Source organism: Salmonella sp. SAL04196, from assembly GCF_046550835.1.
Taxonomy (GTDB): Bacteria; Pseudomonadota; Gammaproteobacteria; order Enterobacterales; family Enterobacteriaceae; genus Salmonella; species Salmonella enterica.
This window is the reverse complement of record NZ_JBGDXE010000001.1, coordinates 1,099,649-1,113,249: the sequence shown is the minus strand read 5'-3', so window position 1 is coordinate 1,113,249 and position 13,601 is coordinate 1,099,649. Positions and strand designations below refer to the sequence as shown.

At 52.7% G+C, this 13,601-nt stretch carries 14 protein-coding genes; 11 read left to right on the top strand and 3 right to left on the bottom strand.

Going from position 1 to position 13,601, the window contains the following annotated elements; all coding sequences use genetic code 11:
* The first annotated feature begins 3 nt into the window (after positions 1-3).
* Complete coding sequence (locus ACLJPE_RS05755) at positions 4-801, top strand: metal-dependent hydrolase (protein WP_000480268.1); 798 nt, start codon at positions 4-6, stop codon at positions 799-801.
* Positions 802-1,095: 294 nt separating this feature from the next.
* Positions 1,096-2,529, top strand: a complete 1,434-nt coding sequence (ptsG, locus tag ACLJPE_RS05750; RefSeq protein ID WP_000475705.1) for a PTS glucose transporter subunit IIBC — start codon at positions 1,096-1,098, stop codon at positions 2,527-2,529.
* Positions 2,530-2,613: 84 nt separating this feature from the next.
* Here ptsG and fhuE read toward each other — a convergent pair whose 3' ends face one another.
* Positions 2,614-4,788, bottom strand: coding sequence for a ferric-rhodotorulic acid/ferric-coprogen receptor FhuE (fhuE, locus tag ACLJPE_RS05745; RefSeq protein WP_023232973.1), 2,175 nt, complete (start codon positions 4,786-4,788; stop codon positions 2,614-2,616).
* A 341-nt stretch (positions 4,789-5,129) separates the two neighbouring features.
* Here fhuE and hinT point away from each other — a divergent pair, with 341 nt between their 5' ends.
* From hinT to ACLJPE_RS05705, 8 genes are all read left to right on the top strand, one after another.
* Positions 5,130-5,489: a purine nucleoside phosphoramidase gene (gene hinT, locus ACLJPE_RS05740; protein WP_001532068.1), complete on the top strand. Its 360-nt coding sequence runs from the start codon at positions 5,130-5,132 to the stop codon at positions 5,487-5,489.
* A 2-nt stretch (positions 5,490-5,491) separates the two neighbouring features.
* Positions 5,492-5,866 carry a YcfL family protein gene (locus tag ACLJPE_RS05735; protein WP_000589563.1) on the top strand — a complete coding sequence of 125 codons (375 nt, stop codon included), beginning with the start codon at positions 5,492-5,494 and terminating at the stop codon, positions 5,864-5,866.
* A gap of 13 nt (positions 5,867-5,879) precedes the next feature.
* Entirely contained in the window at positions 5,880-6,518 is a 639-nt protein-coding gene (lpoB, locus tag ACLJPE_RS05730; protein WP_000164359.1) for a penicillin-binding protein activator LpoB, read from the top strand.
* On the top strand, positions 6,499-7,323 hold the full coding sequence (thiK, locus tag ACLJPE_RS05725; protein ID WP_001257340.1) for a thiamine kinase: 825 nt from the start codon (positions 6,499-6,501) through the stop codon (positions 7,321-7,323). Before lpoB ends, thiK begins: the two co-directional genes overlap by 20 nt.
* A gap of 10 nt (positions 7,324-7,333) precedes the next feature.
* A complete protein-coding gene (gene nagZ / locus ACLJPE_RS05720) occupies positions 7,334-8,359 on the top strand; it encodes a beta-N-acetylhexosaminidase (protein ID WP_000529340.1) in 1,026 nt (341 codons plus the stop codon).
* Positions 8,360-8,383: 24 nt separating this feature from the next.
* Positions 8,384-8,926: an alpha/beta hydrolase YcfP gene (gene ycfP / locus ACLJPE_RS05715; protein WP_000587945.1), complete on the top strand. Its 543-nt coding sequence runs from the start codon at positions 8,384-8,386 to the stop codon at positions 8,924-8,926.
* Positions 8,927-9,179: 253 nt separating this feature from the next.
* Positions 9,180-10,484, top strand: a complete 1,305-nt coding sequence (ndh, locus tag ACLJPE_RS05710) for an NADH-quinone dehydrogenase (RefSeq protein ID WP_000211053.1) — start codon at positions 9,180-9,182, stop codon at positions 10,482-10,484.
* 178 nt (positions 10,485-10,662) lie between these two features.
* Positions 10,663-11,202: a glycine zipper 2TM domain-containing protein gene (locus ACLJPE_RS05705; protein ID WP_001043449.1), complete on the top strand. Its 540-nt coding sequence runs from the start codon at positions 10,663-10,665 to the stop codon at positions 11,200-11,202.
* Between the two features lie 73 nt (positions 11,203-11,275).
* Here ACLJPE_RS05705 and comR read toward each other — a convergent pair whose 3' ends face one another.
* Positions 11,276-11,911 (bottom strand): TetR family copper-responsive transcriptional repressor ComR, encoded by a 636-nt coding sequence (gene comR / locus ACLJPE_RS05700; protein ID WP_000205986.1) that lies wholly within the window; start codon positions 11,909-11,911, stop codon positions 11,276-11,278.
* A 241-nt stretch (positions 11,912-12,152) separates the two neighbouring features.
* Here comR and bhsA point away from each other — a divergent pair, with 241 nt between their 5' ends.
* A complete protein-coding gene (gene bhsA, locus ACLJPE_RS05695; protein ID WP_000789664.1) occupies positions 12,153-12,410 on the top strand; it encodes a multiple stress resistance protein BhsA in 258 nt (85 codons plus the stop codon).
* 96 nt (positions 12,411-12,506) lie between these two features.
* Here the strand turns inward: bhsA and ACLJPE_RS05690 are convergent, their stop codons facing one another.
* Complete coding sequence (locus ACLJPE_RS05690) at positions 12,507-13,472, bottom strand: L,D-transpeptidase family protein (protein WP_000482962.1); 966 nt, start codon at positions 13,470-13,472, stop codon at positions 12,507-12,509.
* Positions 13,473-13,601 lie beyond the last annotated feature (129 nt).

Here is a 13,601-nt window from a genome sequence, read left to right as displayed (position 1 = left end):
ATTATGTTTTTAGTCGACTCACACTGCCATCTTGATGGTCTGGATTATCAATCTTTGCATAAGGACGTGGACGATGTGCTGGCGAAAGCCGCCGCGCGCGATGTGAAGTTCTGTTTAGCGGTGGCGACGACGCTGCCGGGGTATCGCCATATGCGCGAGCTGGTGGGCAAGCGCGATAATGTGGTCTTTTCCTGCGGCGTGCATCCGTTAAATCAGGATGAAGCGTATGACGTAGAAGAACTGCGCCTCCTTGCTGCAGAAGACGATGTGGTGGCGATGGGCGAGACCGGGCTTGATTATTTTTACACGCCTGAGACCAAAATCCGCCAGCAGGCGTCTTTTATTCATCATATCCAGATTGGCCGCGAATTGCATAAACCGGTGATTGTCCATACTCGCGACGCGCGTGCCGATACGCTGGCTATCCTGCGCGAAGAAAAAGTGACGGATTGCGGCGGCGTACTACACTGTTTTACAGAAGACAGAGAAACGGCCGGCAAATTGCTGGATCTGGGGTTTTATATCTCTTTTTCCGGCATCGTAACGTTCCGTAACGCTGAACAGTTGCGTGATGCGGCGCGCTATGTACCGCTGGATCGGTTATTAGTCGAGACCGATTCTCCTTATCTGGCGCCGGTGCCGCATCGCGGTAAAGAGAACCAGCCTGCGATGGTACGCGACGTCGCAGAATATATGGCGGTATTGAAAGGGGTTGCCGTTGAAGAACTGGCGCAGATCACCACCGATAACTTTGCTCGCCTGTTCCATATTGACGCGTCTCGCCTGTCATCAATCCGTTAAACGAGTTTTTTTAAAGCTCGTAATTAATAAGCAAAGCGCGTAAAGTTCACCGCCACAAAAGGGGCGGTGAGCGAGCTTATGGAAACATTCGGAAACTCATTTTGGCAGAATGTGATACTTTTTAGGCTATCTGGCGCTGAAACGTGATAGCCGTCAAACAAAATCAGACGTATTTATTTTACTCTGTGTAATAAATAAAAGGGCACTTAGATGTCCTGTCCACGGCGGGGTTCTCCCCCCTCGCCAATGCGTGAGAACGTAGAAAAGCACAAATACTCAGGAGCACTCTCAATTATGTTTAAGAATGCATTTGCTAACCTGCAAAAGGTCGGTAAATCGCTGATGCTGCCGGTATCCGTACTCCCTATCGCAGGTATCCTGCTGGGTGTCGGTTCCGCTAACTTCAGCTGGCTGCCAGCCGTTGTATCGCACGTTATGGCAGAAGCGGGCGGATCTGTTTTTGCCAATATGCCGCTGATTTTCGCTATCGGCGTGGCGTTGGGCTTTACCAACAACGACGGCGTTTCGGCTCTGGCGGCGGTAGTAGCGTATGGCATCATGGTGAAAACCATGGCTGTGGTTGCGCCGCTGGTTCTGCATTTACCTGCTGAAGAGATCGCCGCTAAACACCTTGCTGATACGGGTGTTCTCGGGGGGATTATCTCCGGTGCGATCGCAGCGTATATGTTTAACCGCTTCTACCGTATCAAACTGCCTGAGTATCTGGGCTTCTTTGCGGGCAAACGCTTCGTGCCGATCATTTCGGGTCTGGCCGCTATTTTTACCGGTGTGGTGCTGTCTTTCGTATGGCCGCCAATCGGTACGGCTATCCAGGCGTTCTCGCAGTGGGCGGCTTATCAGAACCCGGTTGTCGCGTTTGGCATTTACGGTTTCATCGAGCGTTGCCTGGTGCCGTTTGGTCTGCATCATATCTGGAACGTTCCTTTCCAGATGCAGATCGGCGAATACACCAACGCAGCGGGTCAGGTATTCCACGGCGACATTCCGCGCTATATGGCGGGCGACCCGACGGCGGGTATGTTGTCTGGCGGCTTCCTGTTCAAAATGTACGGTCTGCCGGCTGCGGCCATTGCTATCTGGCACTCTGCTAAACCGGAAAACCGCGCAAAAGTGGGCGGTATCATGATTTCCGCCGCGCTGACCTCGTTTTTGACGGGTATTACCGAGCCTATCGAGTTCTCCTTCATGTTCGTGGCGCCGATCCTGTACATTATTCACGCGATTCTGGCAGGTCTGGCATTCCCGATCTGTATTCTGCTGGGGATGCGTGACGGTACGTCGTTCTCCCACGGTCTGATCGACTTTATCGTGCTGTCCGGTAACAGCAGCAAATTGTGGCTGTTCCCGATTGTTGGCGCCGGTTATGCGATTGTGTACTACACCGTGTTCCGCGTGCTGATCAAAGCGCTGGATCTGAAAACGCCGGGTCGTGAAGACACTACTGATGACGCAAAAGCGGGCGCGACCAGCGAAATGGCGCCGGCTTTGGTTGCGGCGTTTGGCGGTAAAGAGAACATCACTAACCTGGATGCCTGTATCACGCGTCTGCGCGTGAGCGTAGCCGATGTAGCGAAAGTGGATCAGGCTGGCCTGAAGAAACTGGGCGCGGCAGGCGTTGTCGTCGCGGGTTCCGGCGTTCAGGCTATTTTCGGTACGAAATCCGATAACCTGAAAACGGAAATGGATGAGTACATCCGTAACAGCTAAGCAGTAATGATGTTGGGGAGAATTAAGGCAGCCATTCGGCTGCCTTTTTTAATGGCGCTTTATATGCCGCTCTCCGACAGTCTGTCAGAACTGATAATTGGAGGTGAGGCTGACGTTACGCGGCGCGCCGTAAACAATGGAACCATCAATATTGGTGTCGTAGGTTTTATCGAACAGGTTGTTGATGTTTCCCTGTACGGAGAAATTTTTCGTCACCTGATAGCGGGTAAACAGATCGACCAGCGCATAGCTGCCCTGTTCGGCGCGGAAAGTGCCGTACGGCGTCGTGGTATCTTTGTAAACCCGATTCTGCCAGTTCACACCGCCGCCGACCGTCAGCTCCGGTATCGCCGGCAGACGATAGCGGGTGAATAACTTCACGCTGGTGCGCGGGAGATTAGGGTTCACGGCGTTACCTTCATTGTCCTCGGCAACATATCGGGTAGCCCCGAAAGTCATCTGCCAGTTATCGGTAATTGCGCCGTTCACTTCAAATTCGACGCCTTTGCTCACCGTTCCGTCAGTAGACTTCCAGGCAAACTCCCCATTACTGCCAGGGATGGGAATAGTGGTTGCCTGAGCGACGTTATTCTGCTCAATGCGGAACACGGACAACGTGGTGGTGAGGCGGCTGTTCATCCAGTCGGACTTCAGGCCCGCTTCATAGTTATTACCGGTAATCGGAGCCAGATATTGACCTGCTTTGTCACGTTTATTCTGCGGCTGAAAGATAGAGGTATAACTGGCATAAGCGGACCAGTTGTCGTTGATATCATAAATCAGCCCGGCATACGGCGTGGTATGGTTTTTCTCCATGCTGTAGGTCAGTGTATCAACACGCCAGTTGGTATAACGAGCGCCAAGAATCAGATGCAGCGGGTCGGCCAGCGAAATGCGCGTAGCGGCATACAGCGATTTCATATGCGTGGTATCGTCCTGCGCCAGATTTTGTGGCGCCCAGTGGGTTTGGGGGAAATTACCGTTAAAGGCGCTGAAGTTGCCAATGTCGTCCGGAAAGACGTTCGCCCAGGCGCTAAAATAGCGGTTATTCTGCTTACTATAACTGCCGCCAAACATCATATTGTGCTGACGGCCAAACAGCTCATAAGCGCCATCGGCAAAGAGATCTATGGCATCTACTTTGCGCTTGCCGCTGTTCCAGCCCGTACCGCCGACCACGGGGTAGCTTGCGCCATAAGGACTCACCAGCGTACCTGTCTCTTTATCGACTAACGCATCGATATACATCATTTTACTGTCGAATTTGACCTCAGTATGGGTCGCATTCAGGGTCGCCTGCCAGCTTTCGGCAAAATGCTGCTTAAGCGTGACGAAGAATTTATTTATCTCTTTGTTGTTATAAGCCCAGTCCGGGGCGGTACTACGCGCGCGGTCATAGCTATTTTTGCTGCCATCGGTGTTCCAGCGCGGCAGACCGCCCCAGGTCGGGCTATTGACATCAATTTTTTGATATTCATAACCGGCTGAAAGGCCAGTGGTTGCACCCAGATCGGCATCGACAATTCCGGAAAAGAACGCTTTCTCACTGTTATAGCGGTCCAGCCAGGAATCATTATTCTGATAACCCGCCACGATGCGCCCACGGACATTGCCGTCTGCGGTGAGCGGACTTTGCAGATCCATGACGTAACGCTGCTTATTCCAGCTACCGTATTCTGTGGAGACGTTACCTTTGAACTCCCGATTGGTGGCGTGTTTACGAATCATATTTATTGAGGCAGAAGGATTACCGGTTCCGGTCATCAGCCCATTCGCGCCGCGAACCACCTCCACGCGCTCATACAGCGCGGTATCCGTTAGCGCATCGCCCAGATTCCAGCGGGACTCAAAATACGTTGGAATACCGTCAACCATATAGTTGTCAATTTCAAACCCGCGCGAGTAATAGCTGATGCGATCGGAGTCAGCCTGGCTTCCGCTGATCCCCAGCGTATTGGTCATCACCTCGCCCAGGGTTTGCAACTGCTGGTCTTCCATACGCTGTTGGCTGACAATACTGACCGACTGCGGGATATCGCGCTGAGTCATCGTCATTTTGGTGCCCGCAGCGGTCGTTTTCACGCTGTAATCCTGTTCTTCGCGGTTTACGGCGTCAGCGGTCGTCGCGCCCTCGACAATAACGGTATCCTCAGCCGCGAAGGCGGCAGGCATAAATGCCATCGCCATACCCATAGCTAACAGCGACGGTGCGGCGGTGGACTGAAGGTGTTTGTCCCGGCGGTATTGAATGAAAGACATCTGAAAATCCTTGCTTGTTATTGGGGTAAGTTCAGGACGTATGACGTTGAACCTTTTCATTCTTTGCTAGTTAATGCGCATAAAAATGCAAATGAGAAATATACGCATTTGTATTAAATGTGTAAAACGGTATAAACAGGCAAACTAAAAATATTTTTTAAGCGTACAAAGGCGTCATGGCAGGGGGATATGGCGGTAAGCCCAGCATGTAGTCATTTTTCGCTTAATAAATCGTGGGTTAAAGTTGAAAGAGCGTCGGTAACTCGCTCATACTCTATACTCGCAGTATGGCTCGGCGTAGCATGTGCGCTGCAAGGGCTATTATGAAAAAGGAAAACGTCGTGGCAGAAGAAACTATATTCAGCAAAATTATTCGTCGTGAAATCCCTTCGGATATCGTTTATCAGGATGAGCTGGTCACCGCCTTTCGTGATATTTCACCGCAGGCGCCGACGCATATCTTGATTATTCCCAATATCCTGATCCCAACCGTCAATGACGTGACGGCGGAACATGAACAGGCGTTAGGTCGGATGATCACCGTGGCGGCGAAAATCGCCGAACAGGAAGGCATTGCCGAGGATGGGTATCGTTTAATCATGAATACCAACCGTCATGGGGGCCAGGAAGTTTATCATATCCATATGCACCTACTGGGCGGCCGCCCGCTAGGCCCGATGCTGGCGCATAAAGGCTTGTAAATATGATCAAAGGATGCATCGCGGTTTCTCTGGGCTTGCTGCTGCTTACCGGCTGCCGGTCACACCCTGAAATTCCGGTAAGCGACGCGCAGTCGCTGGTGATGGAGTCCACGGTTCTGGCGGCGGGGGTCACCGCAGAGCCGCCTGAACTGACGGCGTCTGATATCCAGCCATCAGCTTCTTCCCGCGTCTATAACGAAAGGCAAGAGCCCATAACCGTTCATTATCGGTTTTACTGGTATGACGCGCGGGGGCTGGAGATGCATCCGCTGGAGGCGCCGCGTAGCGTAACCATACCCGCGCGTTCGTCGGTAACGCTATTTGGCAGCGCCAATTATCTGGGGGCGCATAAGGTCAGGCTTTATCTTTATTTGTGAGGAGTGAATTTTGATGACAAAAATGCATCGCTACGCTGCCATTGCTGCGCTGGCGATATTTCTCTCCGGGTGTATGGCGCAACGTCAACCTGCGCCAGTTGAAGAGGTAAAACCAGCGCCAGAACAACCCGCGCAGCCACCACAGCCTCCTGTTGTGCCGTCTGTGCCAACCATTCCACAGCAACCGGGGCCGATCGAACATGAAGATCAAACGGGCCAGCCAGCGCCTAAGGTGCGCCACTATGACTGGAACGGCGCGATGCAACCGCTGGTCAGCAAAATGTTGCAGGCTGATGGCGTGACGGCCGGAAGCGTATTGCTTGTCGACAGCGTGAATAACCGGACGAATGGGTCGTTAAATGCGAACGAGGCAACGGAAACGTTACGTAATGCGCTGGCGAACAACGGTAAATTTACGCTGGTCTCCGTACAGCAACTCTCGATGGCAAAACAACAGCTAGGGTTGTCTCCGCAGGATAGTCTGGGAACGCGCAGTAAAGCTATTGGCATTGCGCGCAACGTCGGGGCGCAATATGTACTTTACTCCAGCGCATCCGGTAACGTTAACGCGCCTGCATTACAGATGCAGTTAATGCTGGTGCAAACGGGCGAGATAATCTGGTCAGGTAAAGGTGCGGTCCAACAACAATAATCCCTTAACGCGCGACGAGATCCTGTCGCGCTATTTTCCCCAGTATCGTCCCGCCGTCGCCGCATCGCAGGGGCTAAGCGGCGGGAGCTGTATTATTGACCACGATACTCACCGTGTCGTGCTGCGTCGTCATCACGACCCCGACGCTCCACCAGCCCATTTTTTACGTCATTACCGCGCCTTATCCCAATTGCCGGCCAGTCTTGCGCCGCGAGCGCTTTTTTATACGCCAGGCTGGATGGCGGTAGAATATCTGCATGGTGTGGTAAATTCCGCTCTGCCAGATGCCGACGAACTGGCGGCCTTACTGTATCATTTGCATCAACAGCCGCGTTTTGGCTGGCGTATCGCGCTATCGCCACTATTGGCGCAGTACTGGTCGTGTTGCGATCCGGCAAGGCGTACGCCGTTTTGGTTGCGGCGGCTCAAACAGTTGCAAAAAAACGGTGAACCTCGCCCGCTGCGGCTCGCGCCTTTGCATATGGATGTCCATGGCGACAATATAGTATTAACGTCCGCCGGGTTGAGACTGATTGACTGGGAGTATGCCGGCGACGGCGATATTGCGTTGGAGCTGGCGGCAGTATGGGTTGAGGATGAACGCCAGCACCGACAACTGGCAGACGCTTATGCCGCGCGCGCGCGAATCGACGCCCGGCAGCTATGGCGACAGATACGATTATGGCACCCCTGGGTCATTATGCTAAAAGCAGGGTGGTTCGAATACCGCTGGCGACAAACCGGCGAGCAACAATTTATCAGGCTGGCCGATGAAACCTGGCGCCAGCTACGTATGAAAGGATAAGGAGAGCAGTGTGGGCCCAGTAATGTTGAATGTCGAAGGATGTGAGCTGGATGCGGAGGAGCGCGAGATACTGGCGCATCCGCTGGTTGGCGGGCTTATTCTGTTCACGCGTAATTACCATGACCCGGAACAGCTGCGCGAATTAGTGCGCCAGATTCGGGCGGCATCGCGTAACCATCTGGTGGTGGCCGTCGATCAGGAAGGCGGGCGCGTACAGCGTTTCCGTGAAGGGTTTACCCGCCTGCCCGCGGCGCAATCTTTTTTTGCGCTGCATGGGCTGGAAGAGGGGGGACGACTGGCGCAGGAGGCAGGGTGGCTGATGGCCAGCGAAATGATCGCGATGGATATTGATATCAGTTTTGCGCCAGTGCTGGACGTCGGGCATATCAGCGCGGCAATTGGCGAGCGCTCCTATCATGCCGATCCCGCAAAAGCGTTGGCAATGGCAACGCGCTTTATTGACGGCATGCATGACGCCGGGATGAAAACGACCGGTAAGCATTTCCCCGGCCACGGCGCGGTCACGGCGGACTCCCACAAAGAGACGCCGTGCGATCCACGTCCTGAAACGGATATCCGTGGCAAAGATATGTCGGTGTTCCGCACGCTGATTAGCGAGAATAAACTGGATGCGATTATGCCTGCCCACGTGATCTACCGCGCTATCGATCCACGCCCGGCAAGCGGTTCGCCGTACTGGCTGAAAACGGTGCTGCGTCAGGAGTTAGGCTTTGACGGCGTCATTTTCTCCGACGATCTGTCGATGGAGGGCGCGGCGATTATGGGCAGCTATGCTGAGCGCGCTCAGGCGTCGCTGGATGCGGGTTGCGATATGATTCTGGTCTGCAATAATCGTAAAGGCGCAGTCAGCGTGTTGGATAATCTGTCGCCGATCAAAGCAGAACGTGTTACACGTTTGTATCATAAAGGTTCATTTTCACGCCGGGAGCTCATGGACTCAGCACGCTGGAAAACAGCCAGCGCCCAGCTCAACCAGTTACATGAACGCTGGCAGGAAGAAAAAGCAGGTCATTAACTCGAGTTTTCGTGAGGGTGCCAGATGATTATTTATTTACACGGTTTTGATTCAAATAGTCCGGGCAACCATGAAAAAGTGTTGCAATTACAGTTTATCGACCCGGATGTTCGGCTGGTAAGCTACAGTACGCGGCATCCTAAGCACGATATGCAGCATCTGCTGAAAGAAGTGGACAAAATGTTGCAGTTGAATGTGGACGAGCGCCCTTTAATCTGTGGCGTGGGGCTGGGCGGTTACTGGGCGGAGCGGATTGGCTTTTTGTGCGATATCCGTCAGGTGGTTTTTAACCCGAACCTGTTCCCCTATGAAAACATGGAGGGGAAAATCGATCGCCCGGAAGAATATGCGGACATCGCCACAAAGTGCGTGACCAACTTTCGCGAAAAAAATCGCGATCGTTGTCTGGTGATCCTCTCGCGTCATGACGAAGCGCTGGACAGCCAACGCTCAGCGCAAGCTCTTCACCCGTATTATGAAATTGTGTGGGATGAGGAACAGACTCACAAATTCAAAAATATTTCGCCGCATTTGCAACGTATCAAAGCGTTTAAAACGCTGGGGTAACGCCCCCGGCAATATGGCGTTATCAGTGACCGGATAACCAGCCTTGCGGCTGGTTTTTTTATGCTCAATTCTCGCAAGCTGTCTATCTTTTCAGCATGAAAACTTGATGCACATCAATTTTGGTATGACCAATGCACCGTTCATGCTATTCTCATATCAGAAGCTTATTCTCATTAACGTAACTTGTTGTTAATTAAAGGCTATACTAATAACGTTTAATTAACAATTGGTTAATAAATTTAAGGGGGTCACGTTGACTACACCATTAAAAAAGATCGTGATTGTCGGCGGCGGCGCTGGCGGGCTGGAAATGGCGACGCAGTTAGGCCATAAACTGGGGCGCAAGAAAAAAGCGAAAATCACGCTGGTAGACAGAAATCACAGCCATCTGTGGAAACCATTGCTGCACGAAGTGGCGACTGGCTCTCTGGACGAAGGCGTGGATGCGCTGAGCTATCTGGCTCATGCGCGTAATCATGGTTTCCAGTTCCAACTGGGGTCGGTGATGGATATCGATCGCGAAGCGAAAACCATCACCATTGCCGAGTTGCGTGATGAAAAGGGCGAACTGCTGGTGCCGGAGCGCAAAATCGCGTATGACACGCTGGTGATGGCGCTGGGCAGCACCTCTAATGATTTCAACACGCCGGGCGTGAAAGAGCACTGTATCTTCCTCGATAACCCGCATCAGGCGCGCCGTTTTCACCAGGAGATGCTGAACCTGTTCCTCAAGTATTCGGCTAATCTGGGCGCGAACGGTAAGGTCAATATCGCCATCGTTGGCGGCGGTGCGACGGGGGTTGAGCTGTCGGCTGAACTGCATAATGCGGTAAAACAGCTGCATAGCTATGGTTATAAGGGGCTGACCAACGACGCGCTGAACGTGACATTGGTTGAGGCTGGCGAGCGTATTCTGCCTGCGTTGCCGCCGCGTATCTCCAGCGCCGCGCATAATGAACTGACCAAACTGGGCGTTCGCGTGCTGACGCAAACTATGGTCACCAGCGCCGACGAAGGCGGTCTGCATACGAAAGAAGGTGAATATATTCAGGCCGATCTGATGGTGTGGGCGGCGGGTATCAAAGCGCCAGATTTTATGAAAGAGATTGGTGGTCTGGAAACGAACCGCATTAACCAACTGGTGGTGGAGCCGACGCTGCAAACCACGCGCGATCCTGATATTTATGCGATTGGCGACTGCGCTTCCTGCGCACGTCCGGAGGGAGGTTTTGTGCCGCCTCGCGCTCAGGCGGCGCATCAGATGGCTACCTGCGCGATGAATAACATTCTGGCGCAGATGAATGGCAAACCGCTGAAAGCTTACCAGTATAAAGATCATGGTTCGCTGGTCTCTCTGTCCAACTTCTCTACCGTGGGTAGTCTGATGGGGAACCTGACCCGCGGTTCAATGATGATTGAAGGACGTATCGCCCGCTTCGTGTATATCTCGCTATACCGTATGCACCAGATAGCGCTGCATGGATACTTTAAAACTGGCCTGATGATGCTGGTGGGCAGTATTAACCGCGTCATTCGTCCGCGCCTGAAACTGCATTAATTTCTCTGCGCCTCACCGGCTGCTCGCGCCGGTGAGCGCTTCTCCATCACTCGCTTCGGAGTTGTCCGAATCCTTCAGCTTTACCGCCTCATCCCGCATTTTTCATCCTCATTCCGATTGGCTTTGTTCGCATACTGGTTGCAAAATTGTTACCAATAGCAACGAAGGAGGAACTCCCGTGAATAAATCAATGTTGGCGGGTATAGGGATTGGCGTAGCGGCTGCGCTGGGTGTGGCGGCAGTGGCCAGTCTCAACGTATTTGATCGTGGTCCGCAATATGCGCAGGTGATATCGGCTAAACCGATTAAAGAGACGGTAAAAACGCCGCGTCAGGAGTGCCGTAATGTCACGGTCACGCATCGCAGACCGGTTCAGGACGAAAACCGTATTGCCGGCTCGGTGCTTGGCGCAGTAGCAGGCGGCGTGATTGGACATCAATTTGGCGGCGGTCGTGGTAAAGATGTGGCGACGGTCGTCGGGGCGCTGGGCGGCGGTTATGCTGGCAATCAAATCCAGGGATCAATGCAGGAAAGTGATACTTATACTACCACGCAGCAACGCTGTAAGACGGTGTATGACAAATCTGAAAAGATGCTTGGCTACGACGTGACCTATAAAATTGGCGATCAGCAGGGCAAAATCCGCATGGATAAAGACCCCGGAACGCAAATTCCCCTCGACGGCAATGGTCAACTGGTTCTGAATAACAAAGCATAAAAAAGCTGTACTCTGCAAGTTAGCCCCTCATTCGCTCAGGCTGAGGGGCTTTTTTTATCCGAAGCTGCGTTGTTCAGGACTTGAGCAGTTCAGGCCAGATGCGCAGGGTCGTACGCGTAATTTGCATCAGTTGTTCGAAGGTGGCTCCCTCGCGGGCGCTGATCGACATTCCCTGTAAAATACAGTTGATATATTCCGCGAGCGCCTGCGGGTTACAGTGCGCCGGAATTTCACCGCGCTCCTGACGTTGGCGCAAAAACTGGATGAGCGTCTGTTCCTGCATGGCGTGGCGTGATTTTACCGTGCGAGCGATATCGCGTGAGGAGGCGGCGAGGGTGGCGGACGTATTAATCATAAAGCAGCCAGCCGGCGTGTCCGTACTGGTAAAGCAGGCGGCAATTTCTGTGAAGTAATCTTCCAGCGCCGATTCCACGCTTTTCTCTTCACAAAAGAGCTGGGCTTCGTGCTTTGAGGCAAAGCGAGTGATGTAGCGATCCAGGACAGCGCGAAATAATCCTTCTTTGTTAGTGAATTCCGCATAGAGAGTAGGCGCTTTCGCCCCGGTAGCCTCTACGAGATCGGCAAGCGAAGTTGCTTCATAGCCGTGCTGCCAGAAGAGAGTCATGGCCTTATCAAGCGCAGCTTCCCTGTCGAACACTTTTGGTCGGCCACGGCTTTTCTTCGCGCAACTCGTGGTATCCGTTGTCATGATGCCGTTGTACCTGTTTAAAGAGCGGTCTCTCTATTATAAAAACAAACCACTTCTGGCTCCAGAGTATTCATTAGAAAAATAAATCAATTCTATTCACATGAAAAATAACATCTTTATAAATTATATAACGATCATTATAAAAAGAAGTTGACGTGTGATGTAGATCACATCTATGATTAACTTATCGATCGTTAAGTTAATGCTTACGACACCCATTCATCTGCTAAAGGTCATCACTATGAAAAACATAAAAACCCTCATCGCTGCTGTGGTACTGAGTTCGCTCTCATTCGCCAGCTTCGCCGCCGTTGAAGTTCAGGCAACGCCAGAAGGTCAACAGAAGTTTGGCACCATTTCCGCGAATGGCGGCACGAATCTGGGCTCGCTGGAAGATCAGCTGGCGCAAAAAGCGCAGGAGATGGGGGCGAAGTCTTTCCGTATTACCTCTGTTACCGGCCCGAATACCCTTCACGGTACGGCGGTAATCTATAAGTAAGCATTAACCCTCATTAATGCCGCTGCGATTGCCACAATAAAAAGAGAAAGCCTCGCGATGCATCGCGAGGCTTTTTTGTCGGTCAGCTATTCACGCTTACAGCGACTGCGGTTTCGCCTCTGATTGACGGGTTACATCCACCGGCATTCCGGAGCGCACTTCCATAACATGTTCCATCACCGCGGCGTCGGTCTGCGGCGCGTCCTTAAAGGTCTGCATCGGGCCATTCAGCACAATCGGCAGCACCTGCGGATCGTCGCCTATATTTTTAGACAGCGGCTGATGAACTTCCACCAGTCGCACGCCGCCTGGCTCCACCGAGGCTTTAATCGGCGTATTGATAATATTCACTTTGGTTCCCGGCGTGACCTGACGGAACAATGTCTCTATATCACCGTCGCGCAGACGGATACAGCCGGAACTGACGCGCATACCAATGCCAAAATCGGCATTCGTGCCATGTAACAGATAGACGCCGCCGTAGGCCGCTAAACGAATCGCGTGATGCCCCATTGGGTTATCGGGACCGGCAGGCACCACGGCGGGGAGATCGATGCCTTGCGCTTTATAACGGGCGCGAATATTGGCGGTCGGCGTCCAGGTTGGATTGGCGCGTTTATCCGAAATGGTCGTCACCATCGTTGGCGTCAGGGTATCGCCGCCCAGTTGGCCAATCCCGATAGGGTAGACCGTGACCGTATTTTTCCCCGGTTGATAATAGTAAAGCCGTAATTCCGCGAGGTTAATGACGATACCTTCACGTGGCGCGTCCGGTAGCAGCGTTTGCAGCGGAATCGTCAGCACGCTGCCTGCGCGTGGCACGTAAGGATCAATGCCGGGGTTGGCCTGTAACAGGGCTAAAAAGCCCACGTTATATTTTTTGGCGATCGCCTCCAGCGAGCCGCCGTCGTCTTCAACGACATGGAATTTATTTTCTCCCACCAGTCGACTGCCGGGGGGCGGAAGAGGCCACGTATTTGCCTGCGCGGGAAGGGCAAGCATGATGGTCGCGGTAAGCGCAAACAACGCCCACCAGCGAGAGAGTCGCGTATTGTTGAACATTATAATAAACCCATGATTATTATGTGGTTATTTTTATAAAAGAGGAAATAAGAATTATGGCGGCTGGCTGTGTCTGGAACTGCAGGGAAGTGCAAAGAATTTGTAAAGATTAGGCCGGACGCAGGGTAA